Annotated in this window: 22 protein-coding genes and 1 tRNA gene; 4 read left to right on the forward strand and 19 right to left on the reverse strand. The window is 69.1% G+C overall.

Going from position 1 to position 17710, the window contains the following annotated elements; all coding sequences use genetic code 11:
- The first annotated feature begins 114 nt into the window (after positions 1 to 114).
- Both CHF16_RS41795 and CHF16_RS00665 read left to right on the forward strand, forming a co-directional pair.
- On the forward strand, positions 115 to 1434 hold the full coding sequence (locus CHF16_RS41795; RefSeq protein WP_089323886.1) for an amylo-alpha-1,6-glucosidase: 1320 nt from the start codon (positions 115 to 117) through the stop codon (positions 1432 to 1434).
- A gap of 17 nt (positions 1435 to 1451) precedes the next feature.
- A complete protein-coding gene (locus CHF16_RS00665; RefSeq protein ID WP_089323887.1) occupies positions 1452 to 1943 on the forward strand; it encodes a hypothetical protein in 492 nt (163 codons plus the stop codon).
- Here CHF16_RS00665 and CHF16_RS00670 read toward each other — a convergent pair.
- A complete protein-coding gene (locus tag CHF16_RS00670; RefSeq protein WP_089323888.1) occupies positions 1940 to 2212 on the reverse strand; it encodes a YtxH domain-containing protein in 273 nt (90 codons plus the stop codon). The genes CHF16_RS00665 and CHF16_RS00670 overlap by 4 nt on opposite strands.
- Positions 2213 to 2355: 143 nt before the next feature.
- On the opposite strand from CHF16_RS00670, the gene CHF16_RS00675 reads away from it, so the two are divergent.
- A tRNA-Asn gene (locus CHF16_RS00675) sits at positions 2356 to 2428 on the forward strand.
- 88 nt (positions 2429 to 2516) lie between these two features.
- On the opposite strand, the gene CHF16_RS00680 is transcribed toward CHF16_RS00675, so the two are convergent.
- The 16 genes from CHF16_RS00680 to CHF16_RS40035 all read right to left on the reverse strand — a co-directional run bounded on the left by CHF16_RS00680 (position 2517) and on the right by CHF16_RS40035 (position 13735).
- On the reverse strand, positions 2517 to 3761 hold the full coding sequence (locus CHF16_RS00680) for a tyrosine-type recombinase/integrase (protein ID WP_089323889.1): 1245 nt from the start codon (positions 3759 to 3761) through the stop codon (positions 2517 to 2519).
- Positions 3762 to 3763: 2 nt separating this feature from the next.
- Complete coding sequence (locus CHF16_RS00685) at positions 3764 to 3970, reverse strand: helix-turn-helix domain-containing protein (RefSeq protein WP_218826489.1); 207 nt, start codon at positions 3968 to 3970, stop codon at positions 3764 to 3766.
- Between the two features lie 227 nt (positions 3971 to 4197).
- On the reverse strand, positions 4198 to 5388 hold the full coding sequence (locus CHF16_RS00690; RefSeq protein WP_179271334.1) for a DUF3631 domain-containing protein: 1191 nt from the start codon (positions 5386 to 5388) through the stop codon (positions 4198 to 4200).
- Entirely contained in the window at positions 5385 to 6347 is a 963-nt protein-coding gene (locus CHF16_RS00695; protein ID WP_089323890.1) for a bifunctional DNA primase/polymerase, read from the reverse strand. The genes CHF16_RS00690 and CHF16_RS00695 overlap by 4 nt, the downstream gene beginning before the upstream one ends.
- Positions 6344 to 6574, reverse strand: a complete 231-nt coding sequence (locus CHF16_RS00700; protein ID WP_089323891.1) for a hypothetical protein — start codon at positions 6572 to 6574, stop codon at positions 6344 to 6346. The genes CHF16_RS00695 and CHF16_RS00700 overlap by 4 nt, the downstream gene beginning before the upstream one ends.
- Positions 6571 to 7260 carry a DNA cytosine methyltransferase gene (locus tag CHF16_RS00705; protein ID WP_089323892.1) on the reverse strand — a complete coding sequence of 230 codons (690 nt, stop codon included), beginning with the start codon at positions 7258 to 7260 and terminating at the stop codon, positions 6571 to 6573. The genes CHF16_RS00700 and CHF16_RS00705 overlap by 4 nt, the downstream gene beginning before the upstream one ends.
- Positions 7257 to 7610, reverse strand: coding sequence for a hypothetical protein (locus tag CHF16_RS00710; protein WP_089323893.1), 354 nt, complete (start codon positions 7608 to 7610; stop codon positions 7257 to 7259). Before CHF16_RS00710 ends, CHF16_RS00705 begins: the two co-directional genes overlap by 4 nt.
- A 151-nt stretch (positions 7611 to 7761) precedes the next feature.
- The gene (locus CHF16_RS00715; protein WP_218826490.1) at positions 7762 to 8031 is read right to left on the reverse strand and encodes a hypothetical protein; all 270 of its coding nucleotides are present in this window, start codon (positions 8029 to 8031) and stop codon (positions 7762 to 7764) included.
- A gap of 143 nt (positions 8032 to 8174) precedes the next feature.
- Positions 8175 to 10433 carry a P-loop NTPase family protein gene (locus CHF16_RS00720; protein WP_089323894.1) on the reverse strand — a complete coding sequence of 753 codons (2259 nt, stop codon included), beginning with the start codon at positions 10431 to 10433 and terminating at the stop codon, positions 8175 to 8177.
- Positions 10430 to 11770 (reverse strand): DUF2637 domain-containing protein, encoded by a 1341-nt coding sequence (locus tag CHF16_RS00725; RefSeq protein WP_089323895.1) that lies wholly within the window; start codon positions 11768 to 11770, stop codon positions 10430 to 10432. Before CHF16_RS00725 ends, CHF16_RS00720 begins: the two co-directional genes overlap by 4 nt.
- Entirely contained in the window at positions 11767 to 12033 is a 267-nt protein-coding gene (locus CHF16_RS00730) for a hypothetical protein (RefSeq protein WP_089323896.1), read from the reverse strand. Before CHF16_RS00730 ends, CHF16_RS00725 begins: the two co-directional genes overlap by 4 nt.
- On the reverse strand, positions 12030 to 12437 hold the full coding sequence (locus tag CHF16_RS00735) for an RRQRL motif-containing zinc-binding protein (protein WP_089323897.1): 408 nt from the start codon (positions 12435 to 12437) through the stop codon (positions 12030 to 12032). Before CHF16_RS00735 ends, CHF16_RS00730 begins: the two co-directional genes overlap by 4 nt.
- Positions 12434 to 12694 (reverse strand): hypothetical protein, encoded by a 261-nt coding sequence (locus tag CHF16_RS00740; RefSeq protein ID WP_089323898.1) that lies wholly within the window; start codon positions 12692 to 12694, stop codon positions 12434 to 12436. The genes CHF16_RS00735 and CHF16_RS00740 overlap by 4 nt, the downstream gene beginning before the upstream one ends.
- Positions 12694 to 13161 carry a DUF3307 domain-containing protein gene (locus CHF16_RS00745; RefSeq protein WP_089323899.1) on the reverse strand — a complete coding sequence of 156 codons (468 nt, stop codon included), beginning with the start codon at positions 13159 to 13161 and terminating at the stop codon, positions 12694 to 12696. Before CHF16_RS00745 ends, CHF16_RS00740 begins: the two co-directional genes overlap by 1 nt.
- A complete protein-coding gene (locus tag CHF16_RS00750) occupies positions 13161 to 13478 on the reverse strand; it encodes a WhiB family transcriptional regulator (RefSeq protein ID WP_179271335.1) in 318 nt (105 codons plus the stop codon). The genes CHF16_RS00745 and CHF16_RS00750 overlap by 1 nt, the downstream gene beginning before the upstream one ends.
- Before the next feature lie 110 nt (positions 13479 to 13588).
- Complete coding sequence (locus CHF16_RS40035; protein WP_179271336.1) at positions 13589 to 13735, reverse strand: hypothetical protein; 147 nt, start codon at positions 13733 to 13735, stop codon at positions 13589 to 13591.
- 170 nt (positions 13736 to 13905) lie between these two features.
- Between CHF16_RS40035 and CHF16_RS00755 the strand changes: the two genes are divergently transcribed.
- The gene (locus CHF16_RS00755) at positions 13906 to 14571 is read left to right on the forward strand and encodes a GntR family transcriptional regulator (protein WP_089323901.1); all 666 of its coding nucleotides are present in this window, start codon (positions 13906 to 13908) and stop codon (positions 14569 to 14571) included.
- Positions 14572 to 14626: 55 nt separating this feature from the next.
- Here CHF16_RS00755 and CHF16_RS00760 read toward each other — a convergent pair whose 3' ends face one another.
- Positions 14627 to 15460 carry a hypothetical protein gene (locus tag CHF16_RS00760; protein ID WP_089323902.1) on the reverse strand — a complete coding sequence of 278 codons (834 nt, stop codon included), beginning with the start codon at positions 15458 to 15460 and terminating at the stop codon, positions 14627 to 14629.
- 178 nt (positions 15461 to 15638) lie between these two features.
- Positions 15639 to 16910 (reverse strand): PIN-like domain-containing protein, encoded by a 1272-nt coding sequence (locus tag CHF16_RS39200; RefSeq protein ID WP_143227838.1) that lies wholly within the window; start codon positions 16908 to 16910, stop codon positions 15639 to 15641.
- Positions 16911 to 17710: the final 800 nt, after the last annotated feature.

Consider the following 17710-nt stretch of genomic DNA (forward strand, 5'->3'; position numbering starts at 1 on the left):
CCGCGCCCCGGCGCCGTTGGGAATCGACACACGGTCAGGGGTCGCCCCCGCGGCGATCTGAGGTGACAATCACCCTGAGAGCCCCCCGCGCTCCGAGGAGGTCACCTGGACCACATGAGCTCCCGTCTGACCGGTGACGAGACCGCGCTGTGGAAGGCCGCGGCCCGGGTGCTCGACGCGAACTGGACAGGGACCGCGACCGCCGCGTCGCCCGGCCTCTACCCCCACCAGTGGAGCTGGGACGCGGCGTTCATCAGCATGGGCCTCGCCCGCCACCGCCGCGACCGCGCCGAGACCGAACTGCTGTCGCTGTTCCGCGGCCAATGGGCCGACGGGATGCTCCCGCACATCGTCTTCAACACCAGCCTCGCCCGGCACGCGTTCTTCCCCGGCCCCGAACTGTGGCGCAGCGAGAACCACCCCGACGCCCCGCGCGGCGTCCACACCTCCGGCCTCACCCAGCCGCCGCTGCACGCCCTCACCGCCCTCCGCCTCCACGAGAGCGCCACCGACGCCGACAGCAGCCGGGCCTTCCTCGCCCGCCTCTACCCCATGCTCACCGCCCAGCACCGCTACCTCGCCCGCGTCCGCGACATCGCCGGCAGCGGCCTCATCGCCATCTGCCACCCCTGGGAATCCGGACTCGACAACAGCCCCGCCTGGGACCGGCCCCTCGCCGCGCTCCGGCTCCCCCCGACCTCCTACGCCCCCGCCCAGCAGCCCCACACCCTCCCCACCGGCGAGGACTACGACCGCTACGTCCGCCTTGTCGCCCTCATGCGCGACGCCGGCCACGCCCCCGGCTACCTGCGCGAAAGCCACCCCTTCGCCGTCGAAGACCCCCTCGTCAACGCCGTCTACCTCGCCTCCACCCACGCCCTCGCCGCCATCGCCGAGATCATCGGCACCGACCCCGCCCCGCACCGCGAACGCGCCGAACGCGTCCACCGCGCCGTCCTCGACCGCCTCTGGGACCCCGACACCGGCTGCTTCCGCGCCCGCGACCTGCGCGACGACCGGCTCCTGCCCGTCATCACCGCCGGCTCCTTCGGTCCCCTCCTCGACCCCGACCTGCCCGCCCCCATCGTCCGCGACCTCGTCGACCTGCTGCTGTCCGCCCGCTTCGCCGGAGCCGCCGGCTACCCCGTCCCCACCTGCGACATCCAGGCCCCCGCCTTCGACCGCGCCGGGTACTGGCGCGGCCCCACCTGGATCAGCACCAACTGGCTCGTCTGGTACGGCGCCCTCGGCCACGGCCTCCCCGTCGTCGCCGACCTCCTCTACGGCTCCACCATGCGGCTCGTCCGCCAATCCGGCTTCCGCGAGTTCTTCGACCCCTTCGACGGCACCGGCCGCGGCAGCCACGACTACGCCTGGTCCGCCGCCCTCGTCCTCGACCTCCTGGGGGCCCGCCGCGCACCCCAGGCGGCCTGATCGCTTACCGTGAACACATGCGCCTGCTCCGGGGCTCACTGCCCGCCGAAGTCCGCGCCGCGCTGAACCTCGAACGCGGCGAACGCATCCTCGCGTCCGCCCCCACCCGCGGCGGATCCCACGTCGCCGCCACCACCACCGCGCTGCACCTGCCCACCGCCTCCGGCGGCTTCACCCGCATCCCCTGGGAACGCGTCGACCACGCCACCTGGAAGGACGGCTGGCTGCACGTCCACGAGACCTCCAGCGGGCCCGAACACCACATCCGGCTCACCGAGCCCGGCCGCGTCCCCGAGACCGTCCGGGAACGCGTCACCGCCACCATCGCCGTCAGCCACCAGGCCCAGCTCCCCGGCGGCAAGGTGCGCATCGCCGGCCGGCGCCCCGCGGCCGGCGGCGACGTCCGCTGGACCTTCGTCTTCGACGCCGGCCTCGACCCGTCCGACCCGGGCCTGCGCGCCCAGGCCGAACAGGCCCTCGAGGAACTGCGCCGCCAGACCGGCCTCTAACCCGGGAACGCCTCGCGCTCCTCCCGCTCCGCCTTGCGGCCCTGCACCTGCTCCGGCACGCGCTCCTTCAGGTGGTTCGCCTTGCCGCGCGCGGCACCCGCGAACTCCTCGCCCTTCGCCCGCAGCATCCCCGCGGCCTCCTGCACGTTCGGGTTCTCCGACACCTGCTGCGACAACCGCTTCAGCTGCTCGTACCGCTCGCGCCCCGCCTTCGTCCCGAGGACGTACCCGACCGCGGCTCCTGCCATGAACATCATGCGCGTCTTCATGTCCAACTCCCATGACGGCGGAATCGTGAGACCACCCCATACCCGCCAAACGCGCCCCCATCCATAACGCGTGCGCGAACAGCCCCCCACATGCGCTAACCTAGACGCGCCGACAGGGGCCGAACACCCCATCGGACGCACGATCCCGCGTAGCTCAATCGGCAGAGCAGCCGGCTGTTAACCGGCAGGTTATTGGTTCGAGTCCAATCGCGGGAGCTTGACTCAACCCACGTAAGCCCAGTTCAGAGCCCCTGTCCGTGCGCGGACAGGGGCTCTGTTCGTCTCTGAGTGACCAACTGCGTGACTACGGTTCCCCGTGGCTCCCTGGGAAGAGTTGGTCCATCGCGGTCGCGCCGTCCTCGATAACCGGCCGGATCTGGTGACGGTAGATCGTCTCCGTCACGTTGGTCCCGCTATGGCCCACAAGCCGGGCGATCTGCTCCAACGGCATCCCGCTGTCGGACAGCAGAGACACGAAGCTGTGGCGCAACTCCCGCGGCGTCCACTCGGCGCCGTTGAGGCCGGCACGGCGGGCCACCCGGCGGAACGCCCGTAGGACGTTCATGGGGCCGCGCTTGTCTCCGTTCTCGTCAGGGAACACCAGACCGGCGCCCTTGCCGATCGCGCGGGCCGCGGCCTGGTTGTCCCAGAGCGCGGCGAGGGTCACCACGCAGCGCCGAGGGAGTTTGAGCGTGCGCCGGGACTTCGAGGTCTTGGTGTCGCCGCCCCGCCGGACGGAGCGCCACACGTAGACGGCGAACTCCTCGCCCTGCCAGCCCGCTTCTTCGACGGACACCCATCCCTTGCGGTCCGGGACGTACGTGACGACGTGCGACCACGCCAGTTCCCGCAACTCCTCCGTGCGTGCGCCGGTGAGAAGCGACAGCACGATGTACGCGCCCATCGCGGAACCGTCCTCGGCAGCACTCAAAAGCGCGTCGGCTTGCTCGAACGTCAACGCCTTGGACGGGCGTCCCGGCTGGCCTGTCGGGACCTCACAGAGCAGCACAACGTTCCGCTTGACCTTGTCGCGCGCCTGTGCGCGGGCAACCGCCCGTTTGAGAACGGAGCGGATCTCTCGGAGTGTCTTCGTGCTGAGCTTCTTCGACTTCTCGGCGAGCCACCGGTCAACGTCATCGGCGGACAGTTCGGCGAGCTTCCGTGCGCCGAGATCGGGGATGACGTGGTTCTCGGCGAGGCTGCGCCGGTTCTTGACCGTGTTCGCGTCACGGTTGCCGAGCCCGTACTTGAGCCAGTCTTCGACGGCTCGGGCGACGGTGTAACTCCCGTCCTCCGCCGGCAAGCCGTCTTCGTACTCGCGCATCTTCCGCTTGAGCTTCGCCAGCGCACCTGTCTTGGTCCTGTCGCTGGCCTTGCGGACGATGCGCTTACCGGCCGGCGTGTAGCCCACGGTGACCTCGGCGATCCACCGTTGCCGGTCCTCGCTCCAATAGAGCCCGCCGTCACCGCGGCTTCGCCGCTTTCCCTGCGCTGGCCGCTTCTTTCGGCCCTTGTCGTCCTCTGATGCGTTGATCGTGTCCTCGCTCATGACTAGGCCGCCTTCGCCTCGCGCTCCAAGAGCGCGACGTATTCGCCGATGGCGTGGGCGGTCACGAGCCGGACGCCGCCTTCCTTGACGGTGCGGAGACGCCCGGAACGGATGAGTTCGTAGACCTTGGCGCGGCTCTGCGAGAGGAGCCGCGCCACCTCCGGAATTCGGTACAACGGCTTGTCGAGAATCTGCTCAGTGCTGGTCACCGTGTGGCGCCTTTCGGGCAGTTGCGAGCGGTTGGCCGTGCGGCGGTCGGCGGCGGGCTTGGTGGCTTGTGCGTCGGCCGGTCGCAGTTGGTCGAGGGGTAGCCGTACCAGCCGTACCAGCCTCGTTTTTGCTGGTCAGGTGCGGTACGGCTTGGCGGGTGGTACGGCTTGAGCCGTACCAGGGGGCGCGCGTTGGTACGGCTTGAGCCGTACCGGGGGTGTAAGCCTCATTGGGTCTGACCTGCGGTGTTGAGGCTGGTACGGCTGGTACGGCTGACCCTCGGCAGGGGCAGGACGGTGGCGGGTCCGGCGTCGCCGTGCGGGGTGTCGCCGGCGGGGCAGTAGCGCGCCCATGCGTCGGTGAAGTCGGCGCGGCGGTAGCCCTTGGCTTGCCCGGTCTGGAATCGGATGGTGTCGGAGCGGATCTCGTATTCGCGCAGGATGGTGCCGAGCTTCATCGCGGTCAGCCCGGACGGGCCGTAGTCGCCCCACGGCGCTTCCGGATCGGCCTTGAGGCGGTCGAGTAGGACGGCGGTCGGTAGGGCAGTGTCGGCGCCGAACGCGGCCCGACAGTCGGTGAGCAACCGGAGCCGGGTGGACATCTGGCCGTTGTCGTCGGCGTCGGCGGTGAGGGCGAGGACGGCGGCGCGGGCGCGCTCAGGCCAGTGGGCGCCGGCGTGGTCGGCGACGACGATGAGCGGTTCCCAGGTGTCCGCGGCGCGGTCTTCGACGGGCATGGGCGGTTCTGCGGCCTCCAGGGTGTTGAGATCGGCGCGTAGCCACGCGGCGAGGTCGGCGGCCAGCTGGCGGAGCGGCGGGCGGTCGCGGCGGTGCCGGAACGGGGCGACGGTTTCGCCGGGGCCGCGGCGGCGCATCCGGATGACGACGGCGCGGTCTTCGATGGTGTCGGGCATGGCGCCGATGCCGGCGAGCGCGGCCATGGCGAATGTCGGGATGGACTCCACGCGGGCGGCGTTGGCGTCGTAGCGCTTGGCGGGCCGGTTGCGCTGGTGTCCGGCGTTCAGCAGCCCGCGCAAGTCCTCGTTGCCTTCGGCTTTGGCACCGAAGATGGTGTCGGCCTCGTCCACTAGCAGCGTGGGCGGGTCGTCGGTGATGGACCGGTAGACCGCGGCCGGTGAGGAGTTGACGGTGATGAACGGGGCGTGGCACGTGGCCTCGACCACGTCGAGCAGCCGGGACTTCCCGCACCGCTTTTCCGGCGCGCGGATGACCAGCCGGGGCGCGTGCGGCCATGCGGGTTGCGCGTGCGTGGCGGCGATCCACAGCGTGACGGCGTCGGCGGCCTGCGGGGTCGGCAAGATCACATACTGGGTGAGCGCGGCCCGTAGTCCGTCCAACAGGGCGGCGCCGTCCAGTGGCGGCCGGTCGCCGAGGTCGGCGGGGTTGGGTGTGGTCATGCGAGGTTCCCCCTGGTGATGGTGCGCGGGTTGCGGGCGCCGGCGGCGAGCGCGGAACGGATGGTGGCGCGTGCCTCGCCGGGCCGGACGTCGGCGCGGGTGGGGCCGAAGTGGACGGCGGCGGCCTCGAAGAGCACGGCCGTAGCGGTCTCGGCGTCGAGGGCGCCGGAGCCGGTCAGGCGTCCGAGGTTGTAGGCGGCCTTGTTCAAGGCGTGGTTGCGGCCACCGGTCACCGCGTCGGCGACCCGCGCGGCTTCTCCCTTGAGTGCCGCTTGGACGTAGGCGGGCAGGTCCGCCACCGTTCCGGCGACGGACGGGGCACCCAAAACGGAAGCGGGGCGCGGGGCGGTCGTCAGGAGCCGGGCCAGCCATCCCGGCAGCGGGGCGGGCGGCGCGTCGTTGGCCACCCGGTAGGCGCCGGTTCCGTCCGGCAGGGCTACGAAACTGCCAGGCGCGACCACGTAGCCACCGTTCGCGCGGGTGTCGATGAGCCATCCCAGACCGGTGGCGTGCCGTCCGGAGGTGTTGCGCAACTCCGCGCCGGGCGGGGGCGTGAAGTACAGGTGCATCCCGCCGCGGCGGGTGGTCACGGTGAAGGTGTCGAACGGGAACACCTCGCCGTGCCGGTCGGCGAGGACAGCGAGCACGTCGGCGCCCTCGTTAACGCCCGGCATGTCCCACTCGGGCGGCGGCGCCTCGCCGGGCTTGGGCGTGTCGAGGTCGACCACCACCAGCCCGGACGGGCCGCACGCGACCGCGACGTTGAACGCCGGGCCACGCTCCCAGAACGCCCGGATCCGGGCCGGGTCGGTGGTGGCGTGCGCCTCCCAGTCGGTGAACCCGGACAACGGGCGCTTGTCCCGCGGCCGCAGCGGAAACACGTGCCAGCCGCGCGCCGCGCACGCCAGCGCGGCGCCGGCCACCTCGGCGGCAAGGACACCGGAACGGGTCGCGGTCATGCGGCCTCACCGTCCACCCCAAGGGCGTCGGGCGCGGCCTTTGCACCGTTGAGTGTGTCGAGGGCGGCGGCGTATTGCATGACGGTCTCGGCGCACGTCTTGTGGCTGGGGCGGCCGGTCTCGTCACGGCAGAACGCGCCCTCACCGCAGTGCACGCACGGCAGGCGCCTCCCGCCACCCCAGTGCGCGGCGGTGCGCCAGTCCAGGCCGGTGCGCGGGCGGGTCATGCGGCCACCTCCTCCGCGGTCATCAGGGCGGCGAGCGCGTCGCCGATGTGGCGGGTGTAGGCGGGTGGGATGGCTTCGCGGAGTTCGTCGCGGGTCATCCAGCAAATGCCCATCGCCTCGCGGGCGTAGGCGACGCCGGAGAAGTTGCCGACCACGTGGACGAAGTCGCCGGGCTGGGGTGGGCGGCCCATCTTGCGCAGTGGCGCAGCGTGCGCCGGGTGGGGCGGGGTGGGTACGGGGTGGCTGGTCTCGAACTCGCGGTGCCGGTAGACGCGCAGGCCGCCGAACATCGCCCCGCACAGCGTGACCGGTTCCCGTAGCGGAGCGCCGGGGACGTTTTCGATCACGTACGGCAGCCCGGACGCGCGTAGGAGGGTGCGGACGGGGGCGATGAGGTCGGGGTGGGTGTTGCCGCGGATCCGCTGCGCGAGGGTGTACGCCTGGCACGGCGGGCTTGCGTGGATCAGGTCGAATCCGGCGAGGAACGCAGGGTCGGCGAGCGCGTCGAGGGCGTCGGCGCGCACGAACGGGAACGGGTTGTGCGGCTGCGGGGCGATGTCGAGGGCGGTGACGTCGTATCCGGCGAGGTGGTAGCCCATCCCGGCGCCGCCGGCGCAGGAGAAGGCGTCCAGCACGCGCAGCCCGTTCCACGGGCGGTCAGGCAGGGAGAACGGCGGCCGGGTCATGCGGCGTCCTCGGGCAGGATGATCAGGCCCTCGGGCGTGAGTACGAATTCGTGCCCGTCCTGGCAGGTCCACAGGTCGCCGAGGGTGTCGGGGGCGAGCGCGGCCCAGCAGGTGACCTCGGTGCGGCAGTGCGGGCAGTCGGGGCCGTCCAGGACGGGCCAGCGGGCGGCGGGGATGCAGAAGTCGGCGGGGCAGGCGCGGCAGCGCCAGACGTTGACCTCGGCGCCGTCGGCGAGGGTGGCGGGGCCGATCCATGCCACGTCGGTGGGGCGCTCGCAGGTGGGGCAGTCGGGCGCGGCCAGCATGGGCCATTGCTCAACGGGCGGGAGTTCGGCCGGGTTGTGCGTCATGATGGGTGTACCTCATTTCGCGGGTCCTCGTTGGGGCACGTGAGCGGTTGGGGTAGGGCGGTCCGGCGGCGTGCTTGGTGGCTTGTGCGCCGGGCCGCCCGTCTGTCTGTCGGGGCGGGTGCGGCGGCGCCGCCGGGGCCGGTCGGGTGGGTTAGCGGCGGTCCCGGTTGGTGTTCTTGATGTGGGTCCAGGCGCGGCGGCCGGGTCGGAGTTGCGCGCCCTTGCCGCTGCAGCGGTTGCAGTAGCGCCAGGCGCGGCCGGACGGGGAGCGGAACCGTCCGGCGCCGTCGCATTTACGGCAGGCCCGATACGGCCAGATGACGCAGTGGAGCAGGTAGCCGGCGGCGGCCAGGACGGCGAGCAGGATCCACGCGCCGAGGTTGGGGCCGGTGTGGCTAGCGGTGGCGAGCAGGGGGCTCACAGGTGCCTCCCAGGGCGGTTTTTGGCATGGGTGCAGGTAGGGGCCGCTAGATGCTTGATCGCTGGTGGGGCGGGGTGTGGGTCGCTAGCCGGGCCGCTAGGTCTAGCGGTGGGGGCCGCTAGACCTAGCGGGCCGGTCGGGCGTCACGGGGCGGTGTTGCCGCGGTCGTTGAGGGCGTCGAGGATGTGTGCGGCGGTGATGCCGCGGCGGTTGCCGCCCTTGCCGGTTTCGTCCTGTCCCCAAATCTGTCCGGTGGCGATGCCGTGCGGTTTGAGGGCGGCGGCCAGGTGCTTGGCCTTGCCGGTCGGGTCGAGGTCGCCCCATGCGCCGTAGGTCGCGGGGCGTAGCTCGGCGAGGCGGGTCACGACGGTCTCGGACCACACCTTGTCTTCGCCGGGCAGCAGGACGGCGGCGATGTCGTCCAGCAGCGACGCGCCGTCGCCCTCGGTCGGGGTGGTGTCCTCGCCGGCGGCGTAGCCGGTGAGGGTTCCGGCCGCGCGGCGGGCGGCGCGGGCGCGGTCGGCGATGCGGTCGGCGGTGGGGCCGTCGAGGTAGTAGCCGCGGGCGATCTGGGGTTCGTCTGCCTCGCCGGCGAGGTAGCCGATGCCGCGGTCCTGCTTGGTGAACGTGGTCGCCCTGATGCCGTTCTTGTACATCGAGGTGCCGAGGATCATGTCGTTTTCGAGCTGGCCCATGACGCGCAGGCAGAACCGGATGCCGACGTTGGCCGAGATGCCGGTCGGAAGCGAGTCCTTGTCCGGGCGCTGGGTGGCTAGTAGCAGGATGACGCCGAGGGCGCGTCCGCGCTTGATGATCGCGGTGGCCAGTTCGCCGGCCTCTTTGCCGTATTCGGGGTGGGAGAACAGTTCTTGGCATTCGTCCACCACGAACACCAGAGGTCCGAGACCGTAGGTCTTGGACGTGGCCAGTTGCGGGGTGACCTTGTTCTCGGGACGCACGTCCTTGGGCAGTCCGGCCAGGGTCTTGGCGCGGCGTTCTAGGTCCTTGTAGACCTCGCGGAGCGAGGCGAGGCACTCGCCGATGGTGGTGTCGTCGGGGCCGCTCCCGTAGTGGTGGGCGACCTTCTCGGCGAAGTCCAGGTCACCGGTGCCCTTGAGTTCGAACACGCGAAGCTGCGCGGTGGGGTCGAGGGCCGCGGCCAGGAGCGGGACCTTGAGCGCGAACGTCTTGCCGGCGCCGGGCATGGCGCCGATCAGCATGTTGGCGTACATCAGGGTCAAGGTGACCGGGCGTCCGCGCTGATCGGTGCCGAACGGGACGGCCTTGAAGACATCGGCGGTCGCGCCGGTCTTGGCCAGCGGCCACACCGGCGGGCGAACCTGGTTCATGTCCTGGTCACCGACCCACACCACCAACCGTCCGGCGTGCTGGTGATGCGCCGGTTCGGGCCACACGCACCCCAGCGGGCGGCGCAGGCCGGAGGCGAGGCGGTCGCGGCGCTCCATGATGTCGGTCGCGGTCACGCCATACGGGAGATCGACCTCGGCGCGCCAGCCGGGGCCGTCGCGCGTGATCGGCGCGGGGAAGGTGATCCCGCTCCCGCCCTTGCCAACGGCCTTGTTGATCTCGGCGTTGCCGAGGGCGGCCAGCGCCCGCACCACGATTTCCGAGGTGAGCTTGGGCGCCTTGGTCGACACAACGGCGGTGTCGAGGACGCGGCGGTCGGTCGGAGTGCCGATCCACCCCAGCAGGAACACGAGCGCGGCCAGGACGGCGGTTTGGGTGACGCCACCGGCGGCGGCCACCGACATCGCGGCCAGCCCGGTACCGGCCACACCGGCGCCGGCGACGAACATGCGGGCGCGAACGCGGTCGTTGCGCTCGCTCATCAGCTTCAAGTACGCCTCGTCGTTGCGGCGGTCGATGGCGTGCGTGCGCAGCGGACGCGACTCCAGATCGAACGTCCACCGGCCGGTGCCGGCGATGACCCGGTACAGCCCACGGGGCGAGCGCAGCGCCAGCCGCAGCGAGTACAGCGGGATCCGGGCGGCGTGGTAGCCGGTGACGTGACCGGCGTACCCGACCGCCCACCGCACGGTCGCGCGTGCCTCGCCACGGTCACGCAGCCACGGGGCGATGATCGGGCGCCGCTGCGCACGCTCACCGGCCGTCCGGCGGGCGCGCACGTCCGGCCGGAACGTGTCGGGACGGTCCACCAACACGCGACCCTCAAGGGCCTCGCCCTCGTCCCCGTCCGGCGCGCGGTCGGCGGGGTCGCCGGACGGCATCGGGCGCGGCGGGTCGGACGGCGGGGCACCGGCGCCGGCGTCGCCGGGTGCGGCGGTCGGGGCATCGAGGTCGGGCGCCGTGTCGGCGTCGGCGTGGTCGGCGTGGCGGACGGGCAGGCGGACGACTTCGCCCATGGCCTTGGCGTGGTTCATGATGCGTTGTCTCCCTCGGCGGACGGCGCCACGGCGATGTCCTCGGCGGCCGGGGCGGCGTTGGTCGGGGTGTCGGCGGGGTCGGTGGGTGCTTCGGTCTTGAGGCGGGCCAGCAGGGCGCCGACGCGTGCGTTGCCGGCGGTCTGTCCGGCGGCGCGCAGCCGCGCGGCGAGGCTGTTGCGGGTCAGGGGCTCGCCGGCGGCGGCCAGTTCGGCGGCGATGCGCCAGCCAAGCGGCATGAGGTCGTCCACGTCCGGCGGGGCGGCCTTGCCCGTCTTGCGGGTGCGGGGCGGGCGGGCGGACCGTCCACCGGGACCGCCGTTGCCCTTGAGTGCCCCCGTCCGCTTACGCGTCGCGGACGGCGCGACGGACGGTCCGCCGGTGGGCGGGGTGGACGGTCCGGACTCCAGCGCCGGACGGTCCACCTCAGCGAGGCTCGGACGGTCCGGCACCGGTCCGCCGGTCGGGACGGCGGACGGGATGGTGGACGGGGCGGCGGTCACCTCGGCGGCCGGTCCGTTGCCGGTCGGGGCGAGGTCGCCGAGTCGGTAGAGGGCGCGCACTCGGCGGGGTGCGTTGCGGCGCCATGCCCACCGGCCGTAGGTGTCCTGTAGGTCGGTCAGGGCGAGGACGCGGGCGCGTTCACGAGCGAGCGCGTCAGGGTAGGAGCGGATCTCCCACAGCACCATCCGGCGCCACAGCTTCATGGTGGGCCACGGCGCCAGGATCCACCGCGATGCGCGGATCCCGTCCATGCGGGTTCCGGCGGCGATGCCGGCGCGGATCCGGATCACGTGCGCGGCGATCTCGACCGCGCACACCCACAGCGCTGGCAACACCGCGTGCGCGATGCGACCGAACACGGTCGCCTCCTCGGCGACGTTCAGGTAAACGGTCGCGGCGGTCAGCGCCCACGGGATGAACCGCAGCCACCGAACCCGCATGTCCAGCCGGGCAAGAACGATGTCGAGGGCGGCGAAGATCGCAATGCCCAGGTCGATACCGATCGGCACCGACCACGCCAGCCGACCGAACGACGGGCGGGCAGCGTCAGCGACCGCGGCGAAGCTGTTGACGAATCCCAGCAGCCCCAGCACGGCCACCAGCGCGGCCACCACGGCAACCGCGGTGAACTCGTTACTGGTCAGCGCCCGCCCCTGCGAGGCGCTGCCCTCGGCGCGGTCGTCGGGCGCGGTCGTCGGCGAGGCGGTCGGGTCGGCCGGGATCTCGTTGGAGGGCGTCAGCGGTCGGAGCGGGATGGCGGCGTGGTCGGCGGCGTGCGGGTTGGTGGCCTGTGCGCCGAGGTTCGCCGGGACGTGGAACGGTGTGGCGGTCATGCGGTGTACCTCCCATCGGGGGCGGTGCGGACCGGGCCGGAGTCGACGCCGCCGCGGTCGCTGGCCGGGTGGCCGCTCGGCGCGTCGGCGGGGTGGTATTCGGTGTCGAGGTCGGCGGCCATCACCGATCGGCCGCACGCCTCGCAGCGGTACCGGACCGGTCCGCCGTCCAGCGGCGTACGGCAGGTCGGGCACTGCCTGACCGGACCGGCGTGCAGGGGTCGGTGCGGCGCGGCGGCGTAGACGGGCGTGGGCGTGGTCATGCCGCGGTCACCTCCGCTTCGCCGAGGGCGACGCCCTCGGCGCACTCAAGGCACTCGCCGAGGTGGCGGGGCAGGACGTATCCGGCGTCGCGTCGGCAGTTCGGGCAGTGCCGGCGGGCGGCCAGCGCCTTGCCGAGGGCGGCGCGCTGGCGGTCGGTCGGGACGCGCTTGGGCAGCGCCAGCCGGACGTCGTACAGGTAGGCGGCGCGCACCCCCTTCCGGTAGCGGCGGGAGTTCCACAGGACTTGTCCGGCGATCTCCTGTCCGCCGGGGCGCAGGCCCTCGGCGGTGAGCTGGCGGCGGGTGCGCAGGTGCGGCGGGGCCATGCGCCACGGCCACGTGGGGATCCCGTACCGGGCGCCGGTCGGGTCGAAGAACCGGGCGGAGCTACGGCGGCGGGTCATGCCGACACACCTCCCACCGGGGCGAGCTCGGGGCGGCGAACGGTGACCAGGTGCCAGCCCTCGGCGCGCAACGTCCGGTAGGTCAGCACGCCGGCGGCCACCGTCAGTGCCACTGCCGCAACGGCGGTCAGGGCCACGGTCGGCGCCGGGTGCGTGATCAGCAGCACGCCACCGGCGGCGGCCAGCCGGACCGGCGAGGCGCACACCCAGCACACCGCGGCGGCCAGGACGGTCAGCATCAACAGGACGGTGGTCATCAGGCCACCCCCAGTGAGGCCAGCAGCGCGGCCACCAGCAGCCAGCCGACGTGCCATGACTGGTCCAGGGCGTAGGCGCCGGTGCCGGTCGGCGCGGTCGCGCCGTCGCCGAGCCGGGCGAACTCGCCCTTACCGGCAACCAGGGTGTGGCCGAGCCAGTCGGCCAGCGCCAGCAGCGTGGAACGCCGGTCGGCCCAGTAGTGCGAGACCGCGTCCACCGCCAGCGCGGCAGCGGCGGCGTAGGGGTTGACCGGCAGCGCCAGCACCAGCGCCACCACCATGACGGCGGCGGCCTTGACGGCGGTCAGGGTGGCCACGTGCCGGGCGCATAGGATCCGGCCGGACCAGCCGGCCGCGCCCTTGCCGCACGCCTGCCCGTGCGTCTGCAACCAGTGGTCGCCCACCTCGTGCGCGGCGTACAGCGCGGCAAACACGGCCGGGAACACGGTCGGGTCAGCGCCGAACATCAGGCCACCTCGCCCAGGTCCGCGGCGGGCAGGGTCCGGGCCTCGCGGCGCAGCGCGGCCAGCTCGCGGGGCAGGTAGCCCGCCCACACGCCGAACGCCGGGCGGATCCGCAGCGCGTAGTCAAGGCACAGGTCCCACACCGGGCAGTCCTCGCACACCTCCCGGGCCACGTCCTGCCGGGCCAGCCGCTCGGCGATCGGCTCGGACTCGAACGCGTCCGGGCCCATGTGCAGGTCCGGGTCGTGCCGGCAGTCGCCGCGCTCGCCCAGTTCGGTCACCAGGTCCACCAGCGACAGAGACGACGGGACAGCGGACATGCAGTCCTCCATGCGGGTCGTGATCGGTGAGGTCGGGCGGCCCTCGGCGGCGTGCTTGGTGGCCTGTGCGCCGAGGGGCCGCGGGTTCGGGCGTAAGTCGTCATCGCCGGTCAGCCCAGCGAACCGGCGAAGGTGCTGATCGCGTGGATGATCTGGTTGACCAGCGCGGCGGCCTTCTCCGGGTTGTTGATCGCGAAGATGGCGACCGCGATGCCGGCGAGCCACTGCGGGATGTTGCTGGACTTCTGCGGGAACACCTGGAACCTCCTGATGACCTTCGGAGCACTGACGGTGACTCGCCCCTGTTGGGAGCGGGCCGCTGGTCGCAGCGTATACGTAGCTTCGTATACGCACAAGCCCTAGGTATACGATGGTGCGTATACGCTGGTCAAGGCGTCACCGAAGAAGGCAAGGGGTTGATGACGCAGTGGCAGAACCGGCCTACGTCCGCATCGCCGGCGAGTACGCCCGACGTATCCGCGGCGGGGAGCTCCCGCCCGGCACCCAACTACCGAGCTACGCCGAGATCGCCCAGCAGAACGGCGTCTCGGACATCGTGGTTCGGAAGGCCCTCGAACTCCTCCAGAGTCAAGGGCTCGTTCGATCCGTAAGGCGGCGAGGCATCTTCGTCGCCGACCGGCCCAATCTCGTTCGCGTGTCTCCCGAACGCCAGATGGAGAGCGCCGAACGGTCGTTCCAGAACGAGACCGAACAACAGGTCCAAGTAGACCGCGAGACTCAGCAGATCCCCGCCGCCCCGGAACTCGCGGAGGCCCTCGGTATCCCAGCAGGGGAGGAGGTCAACCACGTCATAACCCGAGCCACTGAGAATGGACGACCGATCTCCATCTCGGACACCTACCACCCGCTGGACGTCGCCGACATCTCGGGAGCCACGTACCTAGAAGAGACCGTCTCCGACCAACTGCCGGTGGCAACGCACGCCGAGTGGCTGCGGACGACGCCCGGCGACCTCGTCAAGACGGTTCACCAGCGCTTCCTCTCCGCTGACGATCGAATCATCATGATCTCCGACGTGTCGTATCCCCGCGATCGCTACGACGCCTTTGTGTTCCGCATGGCTCTCAAGTAGAGCGCAACAAAGGGGGTGCCGAAGCATTTCGGCACCCCCTTTCTCATGTCCGGATTCAGATTCGTATCCACCCCTGCGCTACGTCGGCCTCTCCCCACCACGAAACGAAGTTCGGATCTACCGATTCCAGCTTCCAGCGAGCATGCAGGGCATCAAAGAAGGCATCGTTACCTGTCTTTCCTCCCTGTGGTTCCCCGATGTAAACGAGCCGCTCGCCTCCGGCGTCCTCGAAGAACGTGAGGGCCTCAGACGACATCGGGTCACCCCAACCAGGTGGCCAACACAGGAACAGTGCGTGATTCGCCAACCGAGCGTGAGTCGCATACTCGGTCAGATTCTCGACAGGGTGCCAAACGTCTACCTGGCCGGCCGCTCTGGGGAATGAGGTGTTGGTGGCCTTGTCCGGCGGTTCCGAGTCGTACGCGTCAATAGTCATTCCCGCGCGGGCCAACTGTGCCGCCCAATAGCCTCGCCCGGCTCCAAGTTCCACGATTGGGAGATCCGAACAGAAATTCGTTACCCATTCGATGGTTTGCGGGGAAGGTATTGCATAGGCATAGGTTGCCTGCAAAAGCATCTGCGCGAAGGCGAGTCGTGCGCTTCCATTTACTTGACCGCCATTTACCACGCGACGCCCATCGTTCTCAGCCACGAACGGCTCAACGATGTCCCAGTAAGGGTTAAGGCTGGCTGCGCTACCGCCGGTCATGTAATGCACGAACCGCAGATCAAACTGTGCATCGGCTTCCTCATCGCCGGTTCCCGCGAGCCGTGCCGCCATGTCCAGATACTCGGCCACTTTAGGGTACTCAGACCAAAGCCTCTGCTCATCCTCCAGCAGTGAAGTGATCTCGGCCCATCGGCTTGATGTCATGGTCAGCTTGGCCATGCTGCGAAGTTACCGTAATCCGGGCAAACGGTCTAGTGGTGCTGGCATCACAGATAGTGATGCGGCGCAGTACTAGCGGGTTGCGAGACCGCAACCCGCTCCTGGTCGAACTCTTTAGTTTGACCACGAGGCCTAATATATGCGCAACTAGCATCAATTTCAGCCTCGCCGTCTGCTTCTAGGCACCCATTGGGGGAATATGTAGATCATCCTTCTCGTCTCGCCACAAGATGAACTCCACTTCGAAATTTCTTTCTATTTCCACTCTTTCTACTATGGGCAATTTGGCATTGGTGACCAGCAAAGTTGCCGCACCGCTACGCTGCTCGGCGATCCCAGACAATGCTCTGGCTAGCCGAATAATGCCATCATCAACTAGAGGTACGTGCTGAACGATGACCGAATATATCCTCCCATCCCTACTCTTCACATAGAAGTCAATCAAGCCACCTATTCCTCTGGCGCCAAGCACGCTATATCCCGTTCTGATAAAGGCTTGCCGCACTGCCGCTTCGTAGGCACTATCCGACGTGTTCACCGCTCCTCCATCAATAGGAGGAAGATCCTCAACTTGCTGCAAAAATTCATTACTGAGTTGGACTTTCAGATATTTCCGGACATGAAACAAGAAGGACTTGGTTTCCATAATCAGTAGATCGACGTCCGCAACTTTGCGCGCCTCCCGAATAAGTTCAGGTCGCGCCGATAGAGTACGTCCAGACACTCGCCAAAACCAATCTTCCTTTACGTCTCGTGTGACGAAAATAATAGGCTTCTTTTGTTGCTTAGCCTCCCTCAACAATTGAACCCATATTATATAATCGCCTGCTCCATCCTCCTTCCGGTCAACATCCTTATATCCCGGAGGGATGCGCTTTTTGGCTCGACTCTCAGCTTCTTTCCTTACTTTAACTTCATCCTCCTCGGGCAGTCGACTGCCAACTCTTCCATCCAATATACTTTCGAGCTCACGCAGAACGGGGTCATCATTGATTCGATCCAACGCTATGCCATGCGCATCACTCCACGACTCCACTCGCTTGATGACCCTATCAATTGCGGTAGCGATTGGCCTGAGCAAGTGTTCGCCTTCGTTTGTTGAGAGAGAGATAGTGCGTGTCAACTTGCGAGCTTTATCTTCAAGCGTTGAGAACATGTCAGATTTTGCCTGCTCAAGTCCATCAGTGAGCTCTTTATATGCCTTTCCTTGGCTTCCGATGACTGAGATCCTATTTTTATGGAACTCAAATGCAACTTGATGAGGGATCCACAGTCTATCTTCTACGACTTTCAAAGTATTGAGAAGTTCCATCCTTGCTTCGGGTCGGAAGCGATACGCGTCCAGCAAAACGTTCGTATCCAAACAAATAAGACCCGACTTTATTGCTTCTTCTCTCAAACTGCTTGACGGGGGGAAGTATTCTTCGAATCCGTCCCTGAATCCAGCCATGTGCTCTCCCACTCCATCATCCGTCTAGTTGGCGCGTTGACGTCGTAGCCTACTCTCGGTCGCCCCGCGCTGGACTGACGTCAGCGGATTTGGTCTCTGGAGCTGTCGCGACTACCCAAATGCAGCTAAGAAGCGTTAACTGGCGACAGCATCCGGGCGGTTGCGGTTCTGGTCGCGGTCCAGCACGGGCGCAGGTGTCCAGTGACGTCCACGGGTTAGGGCTCAAGTCCCTGGATGATGCACAGCACCGTCGGTGGCCAGCTGGCGGCGGGTGCGCAGGTGCGGCGCCGCCATGAGCTACCGCCGCATGGAATCCATGGCCGGTGCGGGTCGGGTCAAGGAACCGGGCATGGCTACGGCGGTGAGCCTTACCGTCACACCTCCCACTGGCGCGGGCACCCAGGTTGGGGCGTGCGCGACCTCCGTTCTGTCGTGAGGGAAGAGGCGGCGTCGTAGAAGCGGGTGACCAACTGAGTGACAACCGGGGTGTGATCGTCTGGACGGCTCTGGACGGTCCTGGACTGTCGTCCCTGTTGGCGCTAGGGGAGTGGGGCTGGACGCGATCTTGCTCGGAATGGTTCGAGTCCAATCGCGGGAGCGAGGCGGGTCCTGTTGCTCGGCGAGCCTTTGGCTCGCCTTCGCCGGGGCCCGCGTTGTCATTTCGGGGGGCGACCCCCGAGCCCCCGGCTTCCGCCTTCCTCCCCCTCCCACCCGCCCCCTTCAGGGGTTGTTGCTTGGTGTTGTGGGTGTCTGTAGCGCATCTGCCCTGGTCTCTTCCGGTGGTCCTTCCCGTGCGGTGA

Source organism: Actinomadura meyerae (genome assembly GCF_900188445.1).
Taxonomy (GTDB): Bacteria; Actinomycetota; Actinomycetes; order Streptosporangiales; family Streptosporangiaceae; genus Spirillospora; species Spirillospora meyerae.

Excerpts from the sequence above, each read along its gene's own strand:
- CHF16_RS00695 (WP_089323890.1), bottom strand. The coding sequence starts at position 6,347 with ATGACCGCGACCCGTTCCGGTGTCCTTGCCGCCGAGGTGGCCGGCGCC.
- CHF16_RS00710 (WP_089323893.1), bottom strand. The coding sequence starts at position 7,610 with ATGACGCACAACCCGGCCGAACTCCCGCCCGTTGAGCAATGGCCCATG.
- CHF16_RS00700 (WP_089323891.1), bottom strand. The coding sequence starts at position 6,574 with ATGACCCGCCCGCGCACCGGCCTGGACTGGCGCACCGCCGCGCACTGG.
- CHF16_RS00745 (WP_089323899.1), bottom strand. The coding sequence starts at position 13,161 with ATGTTCGGCGCTGACCCGACCGTGTTCCCGGCCGTGTTTGCCGCGCTG.
- CHF16_RS00750 (WP_179271335.1), bottom strand. The coding sequence starts at position 13,478 with ATGTCCGCTGTCCCGTCGTCTCTGTCGCTGGTGGACCTGGTGACCGAA.
- CHF16_RS00665 (WP_089323887.1), top strand. The coding sequence starts at position 1,452 with ATGCGCCTGCTCCGGGGCTCACTGCCCGCCGAAGTCCGCGCCGCGCTG.
- CHF16_RS00670 (WP_089323888.1), bottom strand. The coding sequence starts at position 2,212 with ATGAAGACGCGCATGATGTTCATGGCAGGAGCCGCGGTCGGGTACGTC.
- CHF16_RS39200 (WP_143227838.1), bottom strand. The coding sequence starts at position 16,910 with ATGGCTGGATTCAGGGACGGATTCGAAGAATACTTCCCCCCGTCAAGC.
- CHF16_RS00705 (WP_089323892.1), bottom strand. The coding sequence starts at position 7,260 with ATGACCCGGCCGCCGTTCTCCCTGCCTGACCGCCCGTGGAACGGGCTG.
- CHF16_RS00680 (WP_089323889.1), bottom strand. The coding sequence starts at position 3,761 with ATGAGCGAGGACACGATCAACGCATCAGAGGACGACAAGGGCCGAAAG.
- CHF16_RS00725 (WP_089323895.1), bottom strand. The coding sequence starts at position 11,770 with ATGACCGCCACACCGTTCCACGTCCCGGCGAACCTCGGCGCACAGGCC.
- CHF16_RS00720 (WP_089323894.1), bottom strand. The coding sequence starts at position 10,433 with ATGAACCACGCCAAGGCCATGGGCGAAGTCGTCCGCCTGCCCGTCCGC.
- CHF16_RS00740 (WP_089323898.1), bottom strand. The coding sequence starts at position 12,694 with ATGACCACCGTCCTGTTGATGCTGACCGTCCTGGCCGCCGCGGTGTGC.
- CHF16_RS41795 (WP_089323886.1), top strand. The coding sequence starts at position 115 with ATGAGCTCCCGTCTGACCGGTGACGAGACCGCGCTGTGGAAGGCCGCG.
- CHF16_RS00690 (WP_179271334.1), bottom strand. The coding sequence starts at position 5,388 with ATGACCACACCCAACCCCGCCGACCTCGGCGACCGGCCGCCACTGGAC.
- CHF16_RS00760 (WP_089323902.1), bottom strand. The coding sequence starts at position 15,460 with ATGGCCAAGCTGACCATGACATCAAGCCGATGGGCCGAGATCACTTCA.
- CHF16_RS00730 (WP_089323896.1), bottom strand. The coding sequence starts at position 12,033 with ATGACCACGCCCACGCCCGTCTACGCCGCCGCGCCGCACCGACCCCTG.
- CHF16_RS00735 (WP_089323897.1), bottom strand. The coding sequence starts at position 12,437 with ATGACCCGCCGCCGTAGCTCCGCCCGGTTCTTCGACCCGACCGGCGCC.